Origin of the sequence: Salinivibrio sp. IB868, from assembly GCF_001995655.1 — a bacterium.
GTDB classification, from domain to species: domain Bacteria; phylum Pseudomonadota; class Gammaproteobacteria; order Enterobacterales; family Vibrionaceae; genus Salinivibrio; species Salinivibrio siamensis.
In genome coordinates, this window is sequence record NZ_MUEW01000010.1 from 56,845 (window position 1) to 76,881 (window position 20,037).

Annotated in this window: 17 protein-coding genes; 13 read left to right on the forward strand and 4 right to left on the reverse strand. The window is 49.7% G+C overall.

Going from position 1 to position 20,037, the window contains the following annotated elements; translation table 11 throughout:
- Positions 1 to 77 precede the first annotated feature (77 nt).
- From BZG20_RS11620 to BZG20_RS11635, 4 genes are all read left to right on the forward strand, one after another.
- The gene (locus BZG20_RS11620) at positions 78 to 857 is read left to right on the forward strand and encodes an ATP-binding cassette domain-containing protein (RefSeq protein ID WP_021023558.1); all 780 of its coding nucleotides are present in this window, start codon (positions 78 to 80) and stop codon (positions 855 to 857) included.
- On the forward strand, positions 854 to 1,717 hold the full coding sequence (locus BZG20_RS11625) for an iron-siderophore ABC transporter substrate-binding protein (RefSeq protein ID WP_077579112.1): 864 nt from the start codon (positions 854 to 856) through the stop codon (positions 1,715 to 1,717). Before BZG20_RS11620 ends, BZG20_RS11625 begins: the two co-directional genes overlap by 4 nt.
- Positions 1,714 to 3,681, forward strand: coding sequence for a Fe(3+)-hydroxamate ABC transporter permease FhuB (fhuB, locus tag BZG20_RS11630; protein WP_077579113.1), 1,968 nt, complete (start codon positions 1,714 to 1,716; stop codon positions 3,679 to 3,681). The genes BZG20_RS11625 and fhuB overlap by 4 nt, the downstream gene beginning before the upstream one ends.
- 87 nt (positions 3,682 to 3,768) lie before the next feature.
- Positions 3,769 to 4,503, forward strand: a complete 735-nt coding sequence (locus BZG20_RS11635; RefSeq protein WP_077579114.1) for an SDR family NAD(P)-dependent oxidoreductase — start codon at positions 3,769 to 3,771, stop codon at positions 4,501 to 4,503.
- An 18-nt stretch (positions 4,504 to 4,521) separates the two neighbouring features.
- On the opposite strand, the gene BZG20_RS11640 is transcribed toward BZG20_RS11635, so the two are convergent.
- The gene (locus BZG20_RS11640; RefSeq protein ID WP_046075809.1) at positions 4,522 to 4,827 is read right to left on the reverse strand and encodes a DUF6482 family protein; all 306 of its coding nucleotides are present in this window, start codon (positions 4,825 to 4,827) and stop codon (positions 4,522 to 4,524) included.
- A 220-nt stretch (positions 4,828 to 5,047) separates the two neighbouring features.
- Here BZG20_RS11640 and phhA point away from each other — a divergent pair, with 220 nt between their 5' ends.
- Positions 5,048 to 5,920 (forward strand): phenylalanine 4-monooxygenase, encoded by an 873-nt coding sequence (gene phhA / locus BZG20_RS11645; RefSeq protein ID WP_077579115.1) that lies wholly within the window; start codon positions 5,048 to 5,050, stop codon positions 5,918 to 5,920.
- Positions 5,913 to 6,254, forward strand: coding sequence for a 4a-hydroxytetrahydrobiopterin dehydratase (locus tag BZG20_RS11650; RefSeq protein WP_046075811.1), 342 nt, complete (start codon positions 5,913 to 5,915; stop codon positions 6,252 to 6,254). Before phhA ends, BZG20_RS11650 begins: the two co-directional genes overlap by 8 nt.
- Before the next feature lie 180 nt (positions 6,255 to 6,434).
- On the opposite strand, the gene BZG20_RS11655 is transcribed toward BZG20_RS11650, so the two are convergent.
- Positions 6,435 to 6,623, reverse strand: coding sequence for an ATPase (locus BZG20_RS11655; protein ID WP_046075812.1), 189 nt, complete (start codon positions 6,621 to 6,623; stop codon positions 6,435 to 6,437).
- Between the two features lie 182 nt (positions 6,624 to 6,805).
- Here BZG20_RS11655 and BZG20_RS11660 point away from each other — a divergent pair, with 182 nt between their 5' ends.
- The 6 genes from BZG20_RS11660 (at position 6,806) to BZG20_RS11695 (ending at position 16,847) form a co-directional block, all read left to right on the forward strand.
- Positions 6,806 to 8,014 carry an HDOD domain-containing protein gene (locus BZG20_RS11660; protein WP_046075813.1) on the forward strand — a complete coding sequence of 403 codons (1,209 nt, stop codon included), beginning with the start codon at positions 6,806 to 6,808 and terminating at the stop codon, positions 8,012 to 8,014.
- Positions 8,015 to 8,016: 2 nt separating this feature from the next.
- A complete protein-coding gene (locus tag BZG20_RS15935) occupies positions 8,017 to 11,208 on the forward strand; it encodes an ATP-binding protein (RefSeq protein ID WP_108744039.1) in 3,192 nt (1,063 codons plus the stop codon).
- Positions 11,183 to 11,533, forward strand: coding sequence for an Hpt domain-containing protein (locus BZG20_RS11680; protein WP_077579185.1), 351 nt, complete (start codon positions 11,183 to 11,185; stop codon positions 11,531 to 11,533). Before BZG20_RS15935 ends, BZG20_RS11680 begins: the two co-directional genes overlap by 26 nt.
- 123 nt (positions 11,534 to 11,656) lie before the next feature.
- Positions 11,657 to 12,694, forward strand: coding sequence for an efflux RND transporter periplasmic adaptor subunit (locus tag BZG20_RS11685; RefSeq protein ID WP_108743421.1), 1,038 nt, complete (start codon positions 11,657 to 11,659; stop codon positions 12,692 to 12,694).
- Positions 12,691 to 13,785, forward strand: coding sequence for an efflux RND transporter periplasmic adaptor subunit (locus BZG20_RS11690; protein ID WP_046075815.1), 1,095 nt, complete (start codon positions 12,691 to 12,693; stop codon positions 13,783 to 13,785). The genes BZG20_RS11685 and BZG20_RS11690 overlap by 4 nt, the downstream gene beginning before the upstream one ends.
- Positions 13,782 to 16,847 carry an efflux RND transporter permease subunit gene (locus BZG20_RS11695; RefSeq protein WP_077579116.1) on the forward strand — a complete coding sequence of 1,022 codons (3,066 nt, stop codon included), beginning with the start codon at positions 13,782 to 13,784 and terminating at the stop codon, positions 16,845 to 16,847. Before BZG20_RS11690 ends, BZG20_RS11695 begins: the two co-directional genes overlap by 4 nt.
- 310 nt (positions 16,848 to 17,157) lie before the next feature.
- On the opposite strand, the gene BZG20_RS11700 is transcribed toward BZG20_RS11695, so the two are convergent.
- A complete protein-coding gene (locus BZG20_RS11700) occupies positions 17,158 to 17,640 on the reverse strand; it encodes a DUF4442 domain-containing protein (RefSeq protein ID WP_077579117.1) in 483 nt (160 codons plus the stop codon).
- 106 nt (positions 17,641 to 17,746) lie between these two features.
- Positions 17,747 to 18,277, reverse strand: coding sequence for an NUDIX hydrolase (locus tag BZG20_RS11705; RefSeq protein WP_158010037.1), 531 nt, complete (start codon positions 18,275 to 18,277; stop codon positions 17,747 to 17,749).
- Between the two features lie 133 nt (positions 18,278 to 18,410).
- Here BZG20_RS11705 and BZG20_RS11710 point away from each other — a divergent pair, with 133 nt between their 5' ends.
- A complete protein-coding gene (locus BZG20_RS11710; protein ID WP_046076061.1) occupies positions 18,411 to 19,730 on the forward strand; it encodes a DEAD/DEAH box helicase in 1,320 nt (439 codons plus the stop codon).
- Positions 19,731 to 20,037 lie beyond the last annotated feature (307 nt).

Here is a 20,037-nt window from a genome sequence, read left to right on the forward strand (position 1 = left end):
AAGCATCGGAAAATTACCGCTCTTAGAGATAACGGGCAAGTGCTACGCGCTTGTGTTTGCAATAGTAGGATCGAGATATGTTAGAGGCAAAGGACGTTGCGTTTGCCGTCAACGGAAAAGTGTTACTCGATAAGGTGAGCTTGTCGTTTACGCCCGGAAAAATCTGTGCGTTGGTCGGGCATAATGGCTCGGGTAAGTCGACGTTGATAAAGCTGTTAGCGCAGCAACAGGCAACCAGCAGCGGGCAGATCGCATTAGACCAAAAGCCCTTATCAAAATGGTCGGAAAAAGCCTTTGCGCGCGAGGTGGCGTATTTGCCACAGCATTTACCGGCAACCGATAACTTAACTGGGTATGAGTTGGTCAGTTTTGGTCGCTATCCTTGGCATGGCTTGCTGGGGCGGTTGACCAAAGCCGATCACCAAGCGATTAACGAGGCAATGGCGCTCACTGGTACCCAAGATTATGCCGAGCGCTTGGTCGATACCTTATCGGGGGGCGAGCGCCAACGGTTGTGGATTGCGATGCTGCTGGCACAGCAAACGCGTTACTTACTGCTCGATGAGCCGCTATCTGCACTGGATGTCGCCCACCAAGTCGAAGTGATGACCTTGGTGCGCAAACTCAGCCGAGAGCTGGATAAGTCCATCATTATCGTGGTGCACGACATTAATATGGCGGCGCGTTTTTGTGATGAAATTGTCGCGCTGCACAGCGGACAAGTCCTGACTCAAGGCGCGGTTAGCGATGTGTTTCAAGAGTCGGCCCTTAAATCGATTTATGGCATTGAGATGCCGATTGCCGATCATGCCGCCGGCTATGCGGTTGCCATGCCGGGGGAGTTATCGCCGGTATGATCAAGTCCTCTTTTCTGACGCTTGCGGTCTGGCTGACCGCGGCCATGATGTCCGCGAGCGTCAGCGCGTCGCCTCGTATTCTCTCGCTGGATTGGACTCAAACTGAAACCTTGTTGGCCTTGGGAGTGACGCCCGTCGCGGTCGCGCAAAAGGCGGATTACAATTCGTGGGTGAAAGCCCCGCCCATTCCAGAAAAAACCGTCGATATTGGGCTTCGCACCCAGCCGAACATGGAGCGTTTGGCTGAGCTTCACCCCGATAAAATTCTGATCTCGCCCATTTTTAAGGCAATGAAGCCCAAGTTAAACACCATTGCGCCGGTCAGTTCAATTCCTCTGTATGAAAGTGGCCTAAGCTGGGCGTCGCTCAAAACCGTGACGCGGCAGATTGCACGTGAGGCCAACCGTCCGGAGGCCGGTGAAACCTTGATTGACAATGCGAAACAGCAATTGGCGAGCCTGCGCGATACCATTCCCGACGAACAACCACCGCTTCTGATGATTCAATTTCTTGACGCCAACCATGTGCGGGTGTTTGGGACGAACAGCTTGTATCACGCCACCATCAGTGAATTGGGGCTCAACAACGCGTGGCAAAACACCACTAACAGTTGGGGGTTTAGCATGGTCTCCACACGCGAGCTGCTTGACCTTGATGCGCAGCTGGTGATTGTGCGCCCGCTCCCTGCGGGCGTCGAGCAAACCCTTCAGACTAATATGTTTTGGCAATATTTGGTTAAACGTACGGGGCATACGCCATTGATGATTGATCCGGTATGGAGCTTTGGCGCGATTCCGTCGGCGTTACGTTTTGCCCGCCTTGTGACCGCGGCATTGACCGACCAAGGAGGGCAGTCATGAAACTGAATCTATTATGGGTGCCTTTGGCGTTACTGGCGGCATTGTTGAGCCTCGCCTCCACTCAGTTGGGGCAGTGGAACGTAAGCTCGTCGATGCTCTGGCAGTCTCTGTGGTCGCTGGATGACAGCGCGTCGATTGGGGTGGTGATGCATTTAACCTGGTGGCCGCGCTTGGTCACCGGATTACTGGCCGGGGCGTGTTTGGGGCTGGCCGGTACCTTGATGCAACAGGTGTTGCGCAACCCCTTGGCCTCGCCTTCAACGTTGGGGGTGGCGAATGGTGCCAGCTTGGCGCTGATGCTAGCTACGCTTTATGCCCCTTGGCTACTGACTTGGTCGAGCGCGATGGTGGCGATGTCTGGCGGGGTGCTGACCATGTTGGTGGTATTTGCGCTAGCGTGGCGACGCGGCCTATCGCCCACCGTAGTGGTGATCGCGGGGTTGATTTTAAACCTTTACTGCGGCGCGCTCAGCACCGTGCTGCTGTTGATGAATCAAGAAGCGCTACACGGCATGATGGTGTGGGGCGCGGGCTCGATGGTGCAAACCGACTGGCACAGTGTGCAAGCCTTATTGCCACGTGTTGGATTGGCGGTCGTGTTGATCCTTGCCTTGTTAAAGCCGCTCAACGTCCTAAGCCTTTCAGATGAAGGAGCAAAAAGCTTGGGCGTATCACTGGCGAAAATCCGTGTGATTGCACTGGGGCTATCGGTGCTGCTGACCGCGTGGGTGGTCAGCTTGATTGGCGTGATTGGCTTCGTCGGTCTTGCCGCGCCCGCGATTGCGCGCTTATGTGGCGCTCGCAAGCTCATCACCCGATTGAGCCTAGCGATGGTTTTAGGCGCCTTGATGTTGGCAGCCACCGATTTGGCTGTCCAGCTGTTACCGGGCCGCCGGGCAATGATGGTGCCCACGGGCGCCGCCACGGCAGCGTTGGGTGCGCCGCTATTATTGTGGCTGTTGCCACGTGTATCGCTGGGCAATCGTCAACGCCAACAGATGCAATCGGGATCGCCCGCACCGCGTCAGGATTGGCCACTAGGCCGAACGTTGATGTTACTGGTGTTGGGTGTGGTGATTTTTGCCACTGTATCGCGTCAAAGTGAGGGCTGGCAGTGGCTGGCGCTCAGCGGCGATTGGTCCTTGTTGGAATGGCGCTTGCCACGCTTGCTGGCCGCGGCATTGGCGGGTGGTGTGCTTGCTGTTGCGGGTGCCGTGCTTCAGCGTTTGAGTGCTAACCCGATGGCGAGCCCTGAAGTGATGGGGATCAGTGCTGGTACGGCGCTGGGACTGATTGTCACCATTTTTGCGGGCATGGGCGCATCTATGCTGAGCTTATATATCGGCGGTCTAATCGGTGCGGGGGCGACCTTGGCGTTGATTGTGCTGCTTAATCGCAAAACCGGCTTCCAACCAGAAAAAGTGTTGCTCACAGGCGTCGCCATAGCCGCTCTGATGCAAGCGGTACAAAGCTTTTTGATGGCGGGTGGCGACCCTCGCGCGTATCAAGTGCTCGCGTGGATTTCAGGCTCAACCTACTATGTGACTGACAGTACGGTGACCACATTGGCCCTGGTCGCCGCGGTGCTGGTGGCACTGGGGTTAATGTGTCAGCGTTGGCTCGATATTTTGCCGCTCGGTAGCGAAACTGCTCAATCACTGGGGGTTAAGGTAGGGCGTGCCCGCATGCTGTTGCTGGCCCTCGTCGCGGTCATGACCGTCAGTGCCACCTTGGTGGTGGGGCCGCTCAGCTTTGTCGGCTTGATGGCGCCACACATTGCGCGCAGTTGGGGAGCGAAAAATGCTCGGGCGCATATGATCACCGCCGGATTGATTGGCATGGGATTGATGCTGTTTGCCGATTGGCTCGGACGACAATGGTTGTATCCGCAAGAAATGCCAGCAGGGATCATTGCCTCCTTGATTGGCGGACTCTACCTAATGGTTGTGCTACGTAAGCTATAGTTTTAACACACGGTGATCGACAGGATCGCCTCATCCCTAACTAAAGAGATGCAGTTTGCATCTCTTTTTGTTTGAGGAGCCAAGAGAATGAACAGTGATTCCATGCAGCGAGTGGCGGTTGTCGGCGCAGGTGGCGCGATTGGTGAAGCTTTTTGCCGCGCGTTGCTCGATAAGCCATCCATTCAGCACGTCTTCGCCCTAGGGCGTCACCCCGCGCCACTTGCTGAGATAAGTGAAAAGGTGGTGCCTGTGGCGGTTAACATTCGCGATGAAGCATCAATCCAAGCGGCGGCCGAGCACATCGACGACAACAGCTTAGATGCGGTGATCATTGCCTCGGGAATGTTGCATGATGATGCGCTCAGCCCAGAAAAGCGGCTCGCGGCGTGCAGTAGTGAGGCCATGCATCAGCTCTTTGACGTCAACGCCGTCGCGCCGCTGCTATTGAGCAAGCACCTCGCGCCCAAATTGAAACGCAACGCCGAGGCGAAGCTTGCCATTTTGTCGGCGCGCGTGGGCAGTATCAGTGATAACCGTGCGGGCGGTTGGTACGCCTATCGTGCAAGTAAAGCGGCGGTGAACATGCTGATCAAATGCATGAGCATTGAGCTTGGCCGTCAAGACAAGTCATTAACCGTGGTCGGTCTGCATCCGGGGACGGTCGATAGCCATTTATCCGCGCCATTCCAAGCCAATGTTAAGCCCGGTAAGTTATTCAGCCCAGCCCAATCGGCTGGCTATTTGTTGTCGGTGTTGGATGGCCTCGACAGTCGTCATACGGGTCGATTGTTTGCGTGGGACGGGGAAGAAATTGCCCCGTAGGTTGGGGGCATTGTTGGGTTATTTCCAATGCAATGGCTGCTCTAGAGTCGACAAAGGCTTTTCCGTGCTAAGCCCTATCATTTCATCGTATGCCGTGTCAGTGACTAGCACGTACTGCGCGGCGTTAACCCATTCAAAATCATCTTTCACCGCCAGCAAGCTGCGAGATAAATAGGGTTTATCGCCTTGATAAATCAGCTTTTGCTCTACCGTATCGCCGTGACGCAAAAACGCAATGGCTTGATATAACATGCCATCAATGCCACGGATCTGAATCTTGTCAATGTTGTCGTAATTTATCAGTTCGCTCAGTTGTAAATTCATCACTCGTCCCTGCAGTTAGGCCTTTTCAACCACTACGGACCACGCAAGCGCGCGGATCCCTCAAGGTTGATGCATTGCCCGTAGCGACAGCCTTTTGGATGCGCGATGTAAAATAAATGTTACGCAAAGGTAAAATTAAAACCGTGGTGAGGAGATGATTTTCTCTGCAAAGTCGACGTAACCTGTGAGTAACGGAGACATTGCGTAAGGCTAAGGGCCGCTGTTTACGCGCGATTTTTACGCCAGACAACGACACAAGGCGGTGAACGTGAAACAGAGTAAATACGAATCCAAACCAGTTGATGAGCTGGGTCGTGTAGCCTGGTCGGCACAAGAAAACGATGTATGGCGCCAGCTAGTTACACGGCAGCTTGCATGTATCAAAGATAAAGCGTGTCAGGAATATCTCGACGGGTTGCGAATGCTGGATTTGCCGCATGACACGGTACCACAGATCCCAGATGTGAATGCCGTGTTAATGCGAGAAACGGGCTGGCAAGTGGCCCCTGTGCCTGCATTGATTGATTTCGACCATTTTTTCGCCTTGCTGGCGGATAAGAAATTCCCTGCGGCGACCTTTTTGCGCACCAAAGACGATTTCGATTACTTGCAAGAGCCGGATTACTTTCACGAGATTTTTGGTCACTGTGCGATGCTGACTCACCCAGCGTTTGCGGAGTTTACCCATATGTACGGCCAGCTCGGTAAGCAAGCCACGCCCAAAGAGCGCGTTTATCTTGCACGCTTATATTGGTTTACGGTCGAGTTTGGTTTGCTCAGTGACTCGCAAGGCAATCGCAGTATTTATGGCGGCGGGATCTTGTCTTCGCCGGCGGAGACTGAGTACGCCTTTAATAGCGACAAAGCGGTGCGTAAGCCTTTAGAAGTGATAGATGTCATGCGCACGCCATACCGGATTGACATCATGCAACCCATTTACTTTACCATTGAGTCGATTGACGATTTATTTGCCATCAGTCAACGTGATTTGATTGCTGATGTGCATCAAGCGATGGAACTGGGCCTTCATGCGCCTTTATTCCCGCCCAAACCGAAAAAGACAGAACAGCAAAAGGAAACGCAACATGTCTGAACTAACTGAGTTGAAATGTGAAGCCTGCGATATTGATGCCCCTTTGGTCAGTGCTGAGGAAATGCCAGCGCTGCTTAAAGACATTCCGCAGTGGCGCAAAGTAACACGAGATGGGATTGATCAGCTCGAACGTGAGTTCACCTTCCGCAACTTTAAGTTGGCGTGGGCATTTGCCAACCAAGTGGCTGAGCTGGCTGAGCAAGAAGGACACCATCCCGCTATCTTACTGGAGTGGGGTAAAGTGACCGTGACGTGGTGGTCGCATAAGATTAAAGGCCTGCACAAAAATGATTTTATTTGTGCGGCGAAAACCGACGGCATTGCTCCTGAGTAAACCAGAAAAACGCCCCGAGTTTGAGCTCGGGGCGGATCTGTGTCGATAATCTTCTGTCTATCCCAGCCACGCAAGTATCAACCCTGCGCCGCTAATGCCTTTCATTATCATCTCTCGGCATCTTCTTCGTAGAATAAGATAGATTTAAAAAAGTTACGCGGTCACGTCTTCGTATTGTTCTTACTCTTCTTCGTCGCTTGTGTCTTTTTGCTTAACGGCAAAATACTGCGCTAGGATTTCGTCAGTGAGCTCACCTTTCTCCTCAAGGGCTTTGAGTTTTGCCACAATCGCTTTTTGTTCGTCGAGTGATGGCAAGGTGTCCGGCTCATGCTCGGGCGCGTCATCGGCAAGTTGATTCAAAACATCCATAAATATACCTCGTGATATGCTTAGCGCAGAGCCTAGCAAAAATCGTGATTTTGCCCAAGCAAAAGACGAGCACGTCCCAAGTAGTTGGACTTAACACACTCAGTTATATCAAAAAAAAGGCGCCATAAGTCATACCTTTGGTCTACGTTTGTAGTAAGGGATTGTTTTAAGGAGAGTGAGTTGTGAGTGAAATTTTTTTTTCGTGCCAGCCCATCTTTGACGAAGCGCAGAACCAATGGGGCAATGAGCTTCTGTTTAGGGAAGGTCAAGAAAACAAGTTTCCTTCAATTGATGAAGATACGGCGACATCGCGCATTCTCAGCGCCAATTTTCTATCAGGGAAAGAACTCGATGATAGCTTGCGATACGTGGTGAGCTTTTCGGAGGCGGCACTGCTTGATGAGATCCCCTTTTCTATTCCAGTAAAATCTTTGGTGATCTGTGTCACTGCAAAGTGCAATGCGACGCCAATGCTAGTGAAGCAACTGGAGTCTTACCGGAAAGCAGGCTTTACCATTTTAGGAGAGAGTGATGTCTTCTCGAGCCGCTGGCAAAGGCATCTGGACTTATTCGATGTGGTGCGGGTCAGTATGGCAACAGAAAGCTTGAACGAATGGACCGCAGCGATTTCGGACTATGCCCAGACGCGTTTTATGGCAAGTAAAGTGGAGAGCAACGAAGAGTTTGTTTTGGCTAAACAGCTTGGGTTTAGCTTGTTTCAAGGATACTTTTTCGAACAACCTCAAATTAAAAGTCATAGCGATGTGGCACCCTCAGTAATCAGTTTACTGGATGCGTGTATCGTGATTAATCGCAGCCCTCATGATATCGATGAAATCACAGAGGTTATCTCTCGCGATGTCTCGTTGCTCTACAAAGTCGTCACAAGCGCCAATATCTTAGCGAAGTCAAAAAAGAAAGCGATCACTAATCCCAAACAAGCGGTGGTGTACTTGGGGTTAGAGTCATTGCGGCGGCTGATTTCTCTGCTGATTATGTCTAACATGAATCATCAAGAATGCTCACACTTGCAGAATGCGGCCATTCTTCGGGCCATTTTTATGCAGCAAGCAGGCCCATTGATGAACGACTTGGACCCCGATGAAGCTTTCTTGGTGGGCGCTTTTTCACTCCTGGACGCGATGTTAGGTGTCCCAATGGAGGATGTCGTAGAGCAACTTGCCCTAAATCAACAGGCAAAACAAGCATTACTATCACGTGCAGGTCCTTATGGTGACCTTTTGGAACTATGTAAACATATTGAGCATGCGAATTGGGATTGGGTTGGGTCACTGTGTGAAAAAATGTCGCTAAGAGAGCGCGCGGTTTTAAAAGCGTTTGATAAAGCCCGATACCAAACCCAAACCCTGGCGGCGACAATGCAGGTGTGATCATGATGAATAAAGTAGGTATGCGGCTCGCTGTCATTTTAATTGTACTAGCGACCTTACTGTTGGGTGTGTTTGGTTATTACAATTATCATGTTGCTAAAGGTCGGCTTGAGTCTGATATGAACCAAGACATTAATTCTATCACTCAACGCCTAAAGCAACGACTTCCTACTTTGATGTGGAATTATGATTTTAATAATGTTCAAAATGACTTAGACAGTGAAATGGGCTCTCGTTATGTCCACCGTCTTGAGCTGACGGATACCAATGAGCAATTTCGTTATGTGACTGACTCTAAAGGCATGCGGTCAAGTGATGAGCTAAAAGAAATCAACGTTCCCTTGGTTTATGATCAGGGAGAACAATCTGTGGATGTGGGTCGACTGATCATTTATCAAGACAGTCGCTATATCGATAAAGAGCTTAACACAGAAATACTTCGCACTGCGACGCAAATCATTCTACTGAACTTGTTGGTTGGTTTTTTTATTTGGAAATACGCCAAGCAAATTAATCGAGCGGAACAAAGCCGTGCGTATTTAAATACGGTAATTCATAGTTATACTGACGCGTTATTAGTGCTCGGTGATAAACACAGTATTATTACCATTAATGATTCGGCTAAGAAGCTATTCGAATTAGAATCTGTGCCCGATGAAGCGATCAGCCTATCGACGATTATCTCTCGCGTAAGCCCTAATTCGCGCGGCTATTTTTCACAAGCGCTTTATGGCCTCGGTGGGCAGTTACAGCGGTCGTACGAGATAGATACGGATCAAGGTGTCCGTATTGTGCAGGTCAAATCAACCCCCATTAAAGATGAAGATCCTAGAGCGCTGAACGTAGCGATTATTCGCGATATCACAGAACAACACCTGGATAAACAGAAAGTATCTAAAGGGGCCGAGCTTTTTTCTGCAATGAAAAGCTTACAAGATAAGTTTCTTATCAGGGAAGACTTTGGTAAGAGCTTTCAGGATGTCTTACAGATACTGCTAAGGATAGGCGAAAGCAATCATGGCATTATTGTTGAGGTAGGCCATAACGACGAAGAAGCAATAAAGAACAACTTGCCTTATAAAGTGCTGGCACAAACGCGATTGGTGAAAAATGAGTTTATTGGTGAAGAGTTTGTGCGAGGACTCATTGAGGAAATTATCGAGACCAAGCAAAGCAAACGTAGTCTGCAAATGGCGAGTGTGGCGGGGAATAATCAGAAAATGATTATTAACGTCTACGGTACGCCCCTATATATGTCTAGCCAGATGGTAGGGGTGGTGTGCTTGTTTGACGAGTCGACCACTTATAATGAAGAGCTTCAGGGGTGGATTGAGCCGATACTATCAAGTTTGAGCGCTATGGTGCACTTTGTGCAGCAGAAGGCGCTTAATGACATGATTTCACGGGAAATGGCACGGGCTAAAGAACAAGCCGAGCGAGCAAATGAATCGAAGACCAATTTCCTGGCGATGATGAGCCATGAGATCCGTACACCGATGAATGGCATTGTTGGCATGTCTAATCTTTTGATGGAGACCTCGCTCAATCAGCAGCAACGCTATTTTGTTGATACCTTACAGCACTCTTCGACTGCACTGTTGAATATCATTAACGATGTACTCGACTTAACCAAGATTGAAGCCGGTAAGATGACGCTCACCAAACAGTCATTAGATCTGGCGGAGCTTGTTCACGAATCCTTAAGTATTTTTACCGCAAAAGCGGCGGAAAAACAGTTGCGCTTACATTGTTATATCGATCCTGATATGCCCTGTGACATTGAATTAGATGCCATGCGTTATAAGCAGGTGATCATAAACTTGGTCGGCAACGCCGTTAAGTTTACAAAGCAGGGGCACATTGCTGTGCGCTTATTCCAACGGCAAGCAGGCGATGGTTCGGTCACATTGGTCATGGAAGTAGAAGATACAGGGATTGGGATCCCGGAAGACCGCCACGAAGCTATTTTTGAGAACTTTACGCAAGTCGATAATTCGTATTCACGCTCTTATCAAGGCACAGGGCTGGGCTTGCCAGTCTGTCGTAAGCTTTTACGCCTAATGGATGGTGATATCTCTATCCGCAGTCGAGAAAACCAAGGCACGACTTTCACTGCAGAAGTACCCGTGACGGTGGCGAATACTGACTCGACATTGATGTCAAGCTACGAGCCTGACGAGAGCATGACAGATAGCAAGGTTTACCTCGTGTCTGAAGACGCCATTTTGATAGAAATACTATCGACCTATTTAGAGCGTCTAAAGTTAGATTTAATCAACTATTCGGATGGCAGTGAGATAGCTTTTGATAACTCGAGCCAATCAGTGTTGATGATCGATCAGGACAAAATGCAAAGCTGTCAGCGTTTGATCGGTCAAGCACATAAATCGATTGCTATCAGCCATGATGGCCATCATGACACTGGCATGGCGACGCTGACCTGTCCGATTTATCACGTTGAATTGTATCGTGTATTGAACGAGGATGAGAATGCATTGACAGAGCCTGGGCCCGTGGCTGGGCAGTATGATGATATTCAATTCAATCTCAACGTTCTAGTGGCCGAAGATCACTTGGTTAACCAAGAATTGATTGACATTATTTTGTCCAAACTGGGCTGTCAGCGTGCGCTTGCCGTCAATGGTAAAGAAGCGTTAGAACTTCACAAGTCTTCGCCATTCGACATCATTTTAATGGATTGTCAGATGCCAGAAATGGATGGTTTTGAGGCGACACGAGAGATCCGAAAATTCGACAAAACCACGCCCATTTTGGCTGTGACAGCTAACGCGCTCTCAGGCGATGCAGAGCGTTGTGTGGAGGCGGGAATGAATGGGCATCTCGCTAAGCCATTCAGTAAAGATCAACTCATTGAATTGTTGCTCCTATATGCGAATCCAGATGCGGTCAGTTATGGTGATAAGAATACTGACGAAGAGGAAACAAGGTTGGATGATTTGGCCAGTGAGCACTTTACAGATGCATCCATAGATACAAACTCCTTACCAGAACCAGAACCAGAACCAGAACCAGAACCAGAACCAGAACCAGAACCAGAACCAGAACCAGAACCAGAACCAGAACCAGAACCAGAACCAGAACCAGAACCAGAACCAACCAGAACCAGAACCAGAACCAGAACCAGAGCAGTCATCCGGAGGGAGCACAATGAGCGATACCTCACCCCCAATTGATATCCAGCATGTCAAAGACCAGATCGGTGATAGCATGGACTTGGTAAAAATGCTGCTTGATAAGTATGTAAAAAACCAAACGAATGATTTAGAGGCGTTGAAGGCCGCGTTTGCAGAGCAAGATATCGGCAAGATCAAAAAGCTTGCCCACAAAATGAAGGGGGCAGCGGCAATGATTGGAGCCAAAGAGCTATCACAAACATGTTTTGAGTTGGAGAAATCACCGCATGATGAGTTGGAGGCGCTACACCCCTACCTCCAGCCGATAGAGGATCAGACAACACGCGTGATTCAACAGGCAGAGCATCTATCTGAAACATCTTGATACATTATTCGGCACTGGTTAGCATAGCGGTTAGCGCGGAATAAGATAAAAACAATGACCCATCAAAGACCTAGGGCCTGGCAAACGCTGTCGGATCCTGGGTTTTATTGTAAGGAAAAGCTGATGATAAAGCGTTTTGTATTGAGCGGTTGCCTCGCTCTCGCCCTCGCTGGCTGTGGTGAACCCCAGGTGTCAGCACCGTCTGAAACACCGCCTCGACCCGCCAAGTTACTGACCGTAGTCACCAATGAAGATGGGCTTGCCCGCCAATTTCCAGCTCAAGCTGAAGCGGATGATAAAGCTTTGCTCTCATTCCGAGTGTCAGGGGTGATTGAGTCAATGCCGATCAAAGCAGGTATGGATGTCGCGAAAGGGCAAGTGCTGGCGGCGTTAGACAGCCAGCAGTATCAGCTGCAATTAGATAAGGCGCGTGCGCAATATCAGCTTGCTCAGGTACAATTTAATCGTGCCGAACGCCTGCATAACGATAAAGTGATTTCCGAACAAAGGTTTGATGAAGCCCGCTCGGCACTCAGTGAAGCGGCGGCTGGCCTAGAGCAAGCGCAGACTAATGTGAATTATACGCAACTAAAAGCGCCGTATGCGGGAACTGTCTCACTCCGAATGAAAGAGCGTAATGAATTCGCTCAAGCGCAAGCGCCAGTGTTACACATTCAATCTAAAGATATTATTAATGTCAGTTTCCAATTACCAGAGCGCTACTTTCACTATTTTGCTCAGCATGTTGACACACTCGTGCCGAAGGTGTCATTTGATACTCATCCATCGCGACAGTTTCCTGCACAGTTTAAAGAAATCGACACAGAGGCGGATCCTAAAACCGCCTCTTACCATGTCACGGTGAGTTTAAATCGGCCTGATGCCATCAATGTATTGCCAGGCATGGCAGCAAAAGTGCATGCCACCATTCCTACCGAGTCACAAACGCAAATACCGGACTCTGCTTTGCTCGACGCAAACGGTGAGAAAGCCGTGTGGCGTGTCAGTCGACAAGGAACCGTTAAGTTGACCCCAGTAACCTTGCGTGAAGGAAAGGTTGTTTCAGGCCTTGAAAATGGCGATGTCATTGTCGCAACTGGCGTCAGTGCGCTTAAAGAAGGTGACCGTGTGAAAGCATGGGTGAAGGAGAGAGGACTATGAGAGCGATAAAAGCCATGTTCGGTCTGCTCGCAGTTAATGCGCTGTTTGGATGCGAGCCCGCAACCGATGCTCAACCGGCGCCTTTGCCTGTGGTAACCACATTTACGGTGAGCCAACAGCAACTGAATGAACGAATCTCTTTTCCCGCGGTGGCAGCAGCGGCTGATAAAGCGACACTTGCTTTTCGCGTGCCAGGTGAGATCCAAGCCATTAATGTCAAAGCGGGCGATCGCGTGACGCAGGGACAGGTATTGGCACGTTTGGAGCCTACGGATTACCGCTTAGCGGTAGAGAATGCCAGTGCACGTTTTGACGTGGCCGATGCGCAGTATCGGCGCTCAGCCCCCTTGGTAGAGAAAGGCATGCTTGCCCAGTCGCAATTTGATGAGTTAAAAGCGCAGCGCGAAATAGCGCAAGCGGAATTGGCACTGGCTAAGCTTCGTTTATCTTATGTTGCGCTCAGAGCGCCAGCTGACGGGGTGATATCTAAGCTCAATGTTGAGCCATTTGAAACCATAGCGCCAGGACAAGGGATCATGAACATTCATGACGCCTCGCGTGCTGATATTCGTGTGCAAGTGCCGGATGTGTTATTCACCCAAAATACGGGCGCGAGTGCAGAAGAAGTGCAAGATCGGCTACAACCGAAAGTCTTAACTCAGCAAGGGCAGTCTTACCCAGCCACGATTGATGAATACACGGCAGAGCCGGATCCGAGCAGTGGTGCTTTTGTGGTGACGCTAACGATGCCCATGCCAAAGGAGCAGTTTATTTTAGATGGCATGCCCGTACAGGTCAGTATTGCGAGGGAAGGGTTACAACTGACACGCACCGGACTTTCCGTGCCCATCGAAGCGGTGTTTAACCAAGACGGGGATCCACTGGATCGAGACCACAGTTATGTATGGATTTACGACAGCACCACACAAACCGTGGCGAAACAGCGGGTAACGATGGGGCGCATTCATGGTCAGCGGCTAGAAATAACCCAGGGTGTGTCTAAAGGAGATCGTATCGTGGTGGGAGGAACCAATCACCTGTCTGAGGGGCAAAAAGTGACGCTGGCATCGAAAGAGGAAAATGCATCATGAAGCAGGGTGTAGCGGGATATTTTATTCAAAATAAAGTGATTAGCTGGATGATCACGTTGATTTTCCTGATTGGTGGCACCCTTGCATTTTTGGGGTTAGGGCGGTTGGAAGACCCTGCTTTCACCATCAAAGATGCGATGGTGGTGACCAGCTATCCAGGTGCCACCCCCCAACAGGTGGAAGAAGAAGTCACTTATCCGCTGGAGAAAGCGGTTCAGCAGCTGACCTATGTGGATGAAGTGCGTTCGATCTCCAGTCGTGGCTTGTCCCAAATCACGGTCAAAATGAAACCCAAATACCGCGCCGATGATTTGCCACAAATTTGGGATGAGTTGCGACGAAAAGTCCATGATGCGCGTGGGTCGCTCCCTCCCGGTGTCAATCCGCCACAGGTGAAAGATGATTTTGGTGATGTGTTTGGGATCATGCTAGCCGTCACTGGCGAAGGCTACGGCTACAGCGAACTGAAAGACTATGTTGACTTTTTGCGCCGCGAGCTTGAGCTTGTTGATGGCGTAGGCAAGGTACAAGTCAGTGGCACGCAGCAAGAGCAAGTCTTCATTGAGGTCTCGATTCAACGGTTAAGTAGCTTAGGGATCTCACCGGACACCTTGTTTAATTTATTGGCGACGCAAAACCTCGTGAGCAACGCAGGGGCATTGCGTGTGGGTGATGAATACATTCGCATTCACCCAACCGGGGAGTTTTCCTCCGTGGATGAGTTGGGCAACTTGATCCTGACCGAAGCTGGGTCACAGGGGCTGATTTACTTACGTGACGTTGCCGAGGTAAAACGTGGATATCAAGAGGTACCGCGGCAGATCATTTCGTACAACGGCAAACAAGCGCTACAGGTAGGAATATCGTTTGCTGATGGTGTGAATGTGGTAGAAGTCGGCGACAATGTGGATCAGCGTCTCGCGGCGTTGAACAGTGATCAGCCCGTGGGAATCAATGTCCATCATGTCTATAACCAACCCAATGAGGTCGATAGCTCAGTCAGCGGATTTGTCTCCAGTTTAGGGCAAGCGGTGGCGATTGTGATTATCGTGCTGCTCTTCTTTATGGGCCTGCGCTCAGGACTACTCATTGGTTTGGTGTTATTGCTGACGGTACTGGGTACGTTTGTATTCATGTACTACTTCGAGATTAATCTGCAACGCGTCTCTCTCGGGGCGTTAGTCATTGCCCTAGGGATGTTGGTGGATAATGCCATCGTGGTCGTCGAAGGGATACTAGTGGGCTTAAAGCGAGGACGAACCCGTCTACAGGCGGCTCACGACATAGTGACGCAAACCAAGTGGCCTTTGCTTGGAGCGACGGTGATCGCGGTAACGGCTTTTGCCCCGATTGGCTTGTCAGAGGATGCAACGGGCGAATACTGCGGCACCTTATTTACAGTGTTATTAATCTCCTTACTGTTAAGTTGGTTTACCGCTATCACGTTAACGCCTTTCTTTGCCAGCGTGTTCTTCAAAGAAACACCGCTTGAAGAAGGGGATGAGGGCAGTGATCCCTACAACGGGATTCTGTTTGTGGTGTATAAACGTTTTCTTACCGCCTGCATGCATCACGCCTATATCACCTTGTTGGTGATGGTAGTGGCACTGGGGGCCAGTATTTATGGCTTTGGTCACCTCAAGCAGTCGTTTTTCCCTGACTCCACCACGCCCATGTTTATGGTCGACGTTTGGTTGCCAGAGGGCACCGATATTCGTGCCACACAAAGTACACTGGATGAGGTGTCGAGCTGGCTGAGTAAACAACAAGGCGTCAACTATGTCTCTACCAGTGCCGGACAAGGTTCGCAACGTTTTATGTTGACCTATTCACCGGAGAAAACATACGCCGCTTATGGCGAGCTGATCGTCCGCGTTGATCAATACGATCATGTTAAACCCACTATGGGCATGGTGCGAGAGCATGTTCGTAGCCAGTACCCAGATGCGCAGCTTAAACTGAAGCCTATTTCCTTAGGCCCTGCTACCGGCTCGAAAATTGAGGCGCGTATTTTTGGTTCAGATCCCACCAAGTTACGCGCGATTGCTAAACAAGTAGAAGCGCGATTGCATCAGGATCCTGATGCGGTAAATATCCGCCATGATTGGCGTAATCGCACCAAAGTCCTTGAACCGGCGTTTAATGAAAGTCAGGCACGGCGCTATGGCATCACCAAAAAAGATGTCGACGAGTTACTGACAATGACATTCAGCGGCAAACGGATTGGTGTTTATCGAGATGGGACCAACCTTATGCCGATTGTTGCTCGATTGCCCGATGAGGAGCGCGTGAATATCAATACCCTAGAAGGGATGAAAATATGGAGCCCGGTATTGAAAGACTACATTCCTTTGCAGCAAGTCATTCTCGATTACGACATGCGTTGGGAAGATCCGATTATCATGCGCAAAAACCGCAAAAGAATGCTCACCGTGTTGGCCGACCCCGATCCGTTACGGGAAACCACCGCGGCGACCTTACTAAGCCGCGTGCGCACTGATATTGAGTCAATTCCTCTGCCTGAAGGTTACAGCATTGAATGGGGCGGGGAGTACGAGTCTTCCAAAGAGGCGAAAGAGGGCTTATTTAGCATTATGCCGCTTGGTTATTTGTTTATGTTCTTGGTCACGATATTGCTGTTTAATTCCGTGAAAGAGTCATTGATCATTTGGCTGACGGTTCCCTTGGCGGTGGTTGGGGTCACCACAGGATTGCTGTTGTTGGATACCCCGTTTGGTTTTATGGCGCTCTTGGGCTTTTTAAGCTTGAGTGGGATGCTGCTCAAAAACGGTATTGTATTGATCGATCAGATCAATATCGAAGTGGCCAGTGGTAAGCAGCGCTATCAAGCCGTCGTCGATGCGGCGGTGAGCCGGGTACGCCCAGTGTGCATGACGGCCATTACCACTATTTTAGGGATGCTTCCTTTATTGCCGGATGTTTTCTTCCGGCCGATGGCGGTGACGATTATGTTTGGGCTCGGGTTTGCCACCGTGCTGACGTTGATTGTGGTGCCTGTGCTATATCGTATCTTCTACCAAATTCGCTATCACCCTGAATAATCCCACCTTAAGCACCGTTTTGACGGTGCTTTTTTGTTTCAACCTTAAGACAAAAGCGCCTGTGTATAACTTGAATTTCATCCACAAAAACGGTTGATAACTCGGTGAATTTCACCGCAATCTCGCGATTTTATCGGCGTTGTGTAAAGTCAATAATATAACGGAGAATTCAGAACCAAAGTCACAATGATGCTAGGCATTATGTAACTGGTTGATTATAGTGTAGTGATAACCAAGCCAGTCTATTGACGAGACAGACTGGCTGAAGGCGTGACAAACAATAAAAAGAGACAAGTGCGGTGATGGGGGATTATTCGCCGATTTTTTTGACCGATAGCGTCAATTCAAAGGTCGCCATAGCCTCATCCCCGTGTAAGCTTGGGCATGTGGCCACAATGGTGACAGGCTGATTAACGCGATGACCCGTTTCGATTGATTCACTGATCATCTGGTTAATCTTGTCTCCATCAAGACACGTAAACACCACGTCATCCTCTGGTCGTTTATGAAAATCAGCGTTGACGGATTTAAACGCTAAGCTAATTTTAACCCCGCGTTGCTCGGCCATGGCCATGGCAAGAAAGCCACCTGCGACATCAGCGCCAACTGCCAACGCGCCGAAATACATACTGTTGAGGTGGTTTTTGGTACGTCGCCCCAGCGGGATTCGCATCGTGACATGCTTATCGTCGATGGAGAGGATCTTGGGCCGACACCAACCGATCATGGGTACTTTTAAAAAGCCAAACAACGACAAATGTTGATTAGCGCGTGCTAACGGAGACGAGAACATAGACACTCCTTGTTATCTGGTCGTACCTGTTACGCTACCTTGGTGTTCAATTTGCCGTCAACATCTTGTTAACAAAGTTGTGGCCTAGTACTTTATTTTTCAGAGGTTAGACGCCCATTGTCGGGATCAACCCATTAAATAGGGCACGGAGAATAATGGCGCAGGTTTTGGTGTCTGTGATTTGTCCATTTGCAACGAGCGCCTGTAACTGGGAAGGGCTCACCCAATAAGGCGCAATAAACTCATCGTCATCTAATTGCGTTTGGGTGGGAGTGAGCGCTTGGGCAATATAAAAATACTGCACTTCATCGCAAAACCCGGGCACAGGGTGAGCGATGCCGAGAAAATGCCAGCGAGTCGCCACATAACCGGCCTCTTCTTCTAACTCTCTTTTGGCGGCTTCTAGCGGTGGCTCCTTCGCTTCCAGTGTGCCCGCAGGCGCTTCGATAATCCATTGATTGATGGCAGGACGAAATTGTTTGAGCAGCAGTATATTGCCATCTTCTGACAGAGGTAATATCACGGCGGCACCAGGGTGGCGTATGACGTGGTGTACGTGGTGCAGACCATCAGGTGTCTGTGTATGGGTTTCCACCAAGCTGAGCTTTTTCCACTGGTAGCGTAGTGTGTCATTCATGTTAGCGTGGCTCTCCATTCGTGGCGTAATCAATATTTTTGGTGCGGTGTTTTTTGCTAAAGTATGATAGCATTCGCCGCCTTAATTGGCGTGTGCACGCCTTTTGCTTTTGATTGACCTTTGGAGTGATACCTTGCAATTTGACGATCTGGGACTCGATAGACGCTTACTATCGCTTATTGCCCACCGTGGATTTGAACAGCCAACAGACATTCAACGTCAAGCCATCCCCGTTGTAATGGCAGGCAAAGACTTACTGGCCTCTTCAAAAACAGGATCGGGGAAAACGCTGGCGTTTTTGTTGCCAGCTATGCAGCGTGTGTTGCGTTCTAAGCCCCTCAGTCGTCGCGATCCGCGTGTCTTGATCTTGGCGCCGACCCGTGAGCTAGCAAAACAGGTGTATGGTCAGCTGCGTATGTTGACCAGCGGCACCAGCCACAAACCGGCCTTGGTACTCGGTGGCGAGAATTTTAACGAGCAAGCGAAGGTGTTTCGCCAGTCGCCAACCTTTGTGGTCGCGACGCCAGGTCGATTAGCTGATCATCTTGAACAACGCCACTTGTCTTTGTCGGGATTGGAAATGCTGATTTTGGACGAAGCGGATCGTATGCTTGACCTGGGCTTTAAAGCGCAGCTCGACGCAGTTAACCAACATGCGGATCACCGTTTAAGGCAGACACTGATGTTTTCTGCCACTTTGGATCATCAGCAAGTGACAGACATCGCCGCGGGGATGCTCAAGTCTCCTAAACGTATTGCCGTAGGGGAAATTGAAGCGCTACATAGCGATATTGAGCAACATTTTGTGCTGAGTGATCACCTCGACCATAAACATGCGCTGCTTGAGGAACTGGTAAAAGCTAATGCGCATAAGCAAGTCATGATTTTTACCGCGACACGCGCTGACACAGAGCGTTTAGCTGAACGTTTTTCTCAGGCTGGCTACCAAGCGATTGCACTCAGTGGTGAATTGAACCAAGCCACACGCAGCCGGATCATGAACGAGTTTGAGCGTGGATTTCATGAGGTTTTGGTGACCACGGACGTGGCATCGCGAGGTTTGGATTTAATGAATGTGTCTTTGGTGATCAACTTTGATATGCCAAAGCATGCGGAAGAATACATTCATCGAGTAGGGCGTACCGGTCGTGCTGGGCAGCAAGGATTGGCTTACTCACTGGTAGGGCCTAAAGATTGGCGTAGTTTTAAAAATATCGAAGGTTTTTTACAGCAAAAACTCGACTTTACTAAGATTGAAGGCTTTGAAGGAAAGTTCAAAGGCTTTAAAGAGAAAAAAGCTGAAAAAGCAAAACCTTCAAGATCAGCTAAACCCAAAAAAGCACCCGTTAAGAACAAGAAAAAGGCGCCAAAAAAGCGAGATAGAAGCTTTTATACCAATGTGCCGGTTGGTGATGCGCCTTTGGTAAAAAAGAAGTCCAAACCCGAGTCTTAATCGAGCTGTAATGGCTGAGCGTGTTGGCGCTGACCATTAAACACTGACGCTTCCGCTATGCCAAATGGTGTAGCGGAGCCTCTCGACTACGCAATATAACGATTGCTCTGCCACTTTACTGTTACTTTTAAGACATAGGCCGAGTATCAAACCTCTCTCCACGATTTATCTCTGTCTTTGCCTCAATATCGTGGCAACTTCCCTAGCTAAAGGCGTCATTGGTTAAATGTGATGTATCGCTAACAGTGAAAGCTGCGCTTTGTCGCACCACAAGGTGTTAAGTGATGAAACTTTATGCGTTCAACTG

Excerpts from the sequence above, each read along its gene's own strand:
- BZG20_RS11620 (WP_021023558.1), top strand. The coding sequence starts at position 78 with ATGTTAGAGGCAAAGGACGTTGCGTTTGCCGTCAACGGAAAAGTGTTA.
- BZG20_RS11625 (WP_077579112.1), top strand. The coding sequence starts at position 854 with ATGATCAAGTCCTCTTTTCTGACGCTTGCGGTCTGGCTGACCGCGGCC.
- fhuB (WP_077579113.1), top strand. The coding sequence starts at position 1,714 with ATGAAACTGAATCTATTATGGGTGCCTTTGGCGTTACTGGCGGCATTG.
- BZG20_RS11635 (WP_077579114.1), top strand. The coding sequence starts at position 3,769 with ATGAACAGTGATTCCATGCAGCGAGTGGCGGTTGTCGGCGCAGGTGGC.
- BZG20_RS11640 (WP_046075809.1), bottom strand. The coding sequence starts at position 4,827 with ATGAATTTACAACTGAGCGAACTGATAAATTACGACAACATTGACAAG.
- BZG20_RS11650 (WP_046075811.1), top strand. The coding sequence starts at position 5,913 with ATGTCTGAACTAACTGAGTTGAAATGTGAAGCCTGCGATATTGATGCC.
- BZG20_RS11655 (WP_046075812.1), bottom strand. The coding sequence starts at position 6,623 with ATGGATGTTTTGAATCAACTTGCCGATGACGCGCCCGAGCATGAGCCG.
- BZG20_RS15935 (WP_108744039.1), top strand. The coding sequence starts at position 8,017 with ATGATGAATAAAGTAGGTATGCGGCTCGCTGTCATTTTAATTGTACTA.
- BZG20_RS11680 (WP_077579185.1), top strand. The coding sequence starts at position 11,183 with ATGAGCGATACCTCACCCCCAATTGATATCCAGCATGTCAAAGACCAG.
- BZG20_RS11685 (WP_108743421.1), top strand. The coding sequence starts at position 11,657 with ATGATAAAGCGTTTTGTATTGAGCGGTTGCCTCGCTCTCGCCCTCGCT.
- BZG20_RS11690 (WP_046075815.1), top strand. The coding sequence starts at position 12,691 with ATGAGAGCGATAAAAGCCATGTTCGGTCTGCTCGCAGTTAATGCGCTG.
- BZG20_RS11695 (WP_077579116.1), top strand. The coding sequence starts at position 13,782 with ATGAAGCAGGGTGTAGCGGGATATTTTATTCAAAATAAAGTGATTAGC.
- BZG20_RS11700 (WP_077579117.1), bottom strand. The coding sequence starts at position 17,640 with ATGTTCTCGTCTCCGTTAGCACGCGCTAATCAACATTTGTCGTTGTTT.
- BZG20_RS11705 (WP_158010037.1), bottom strand. The coding sequence starts at position 18,277 with ATGAATGACACACTACGCTACCAGTGGAAAAAGCTCAGCTTGGTGGAA.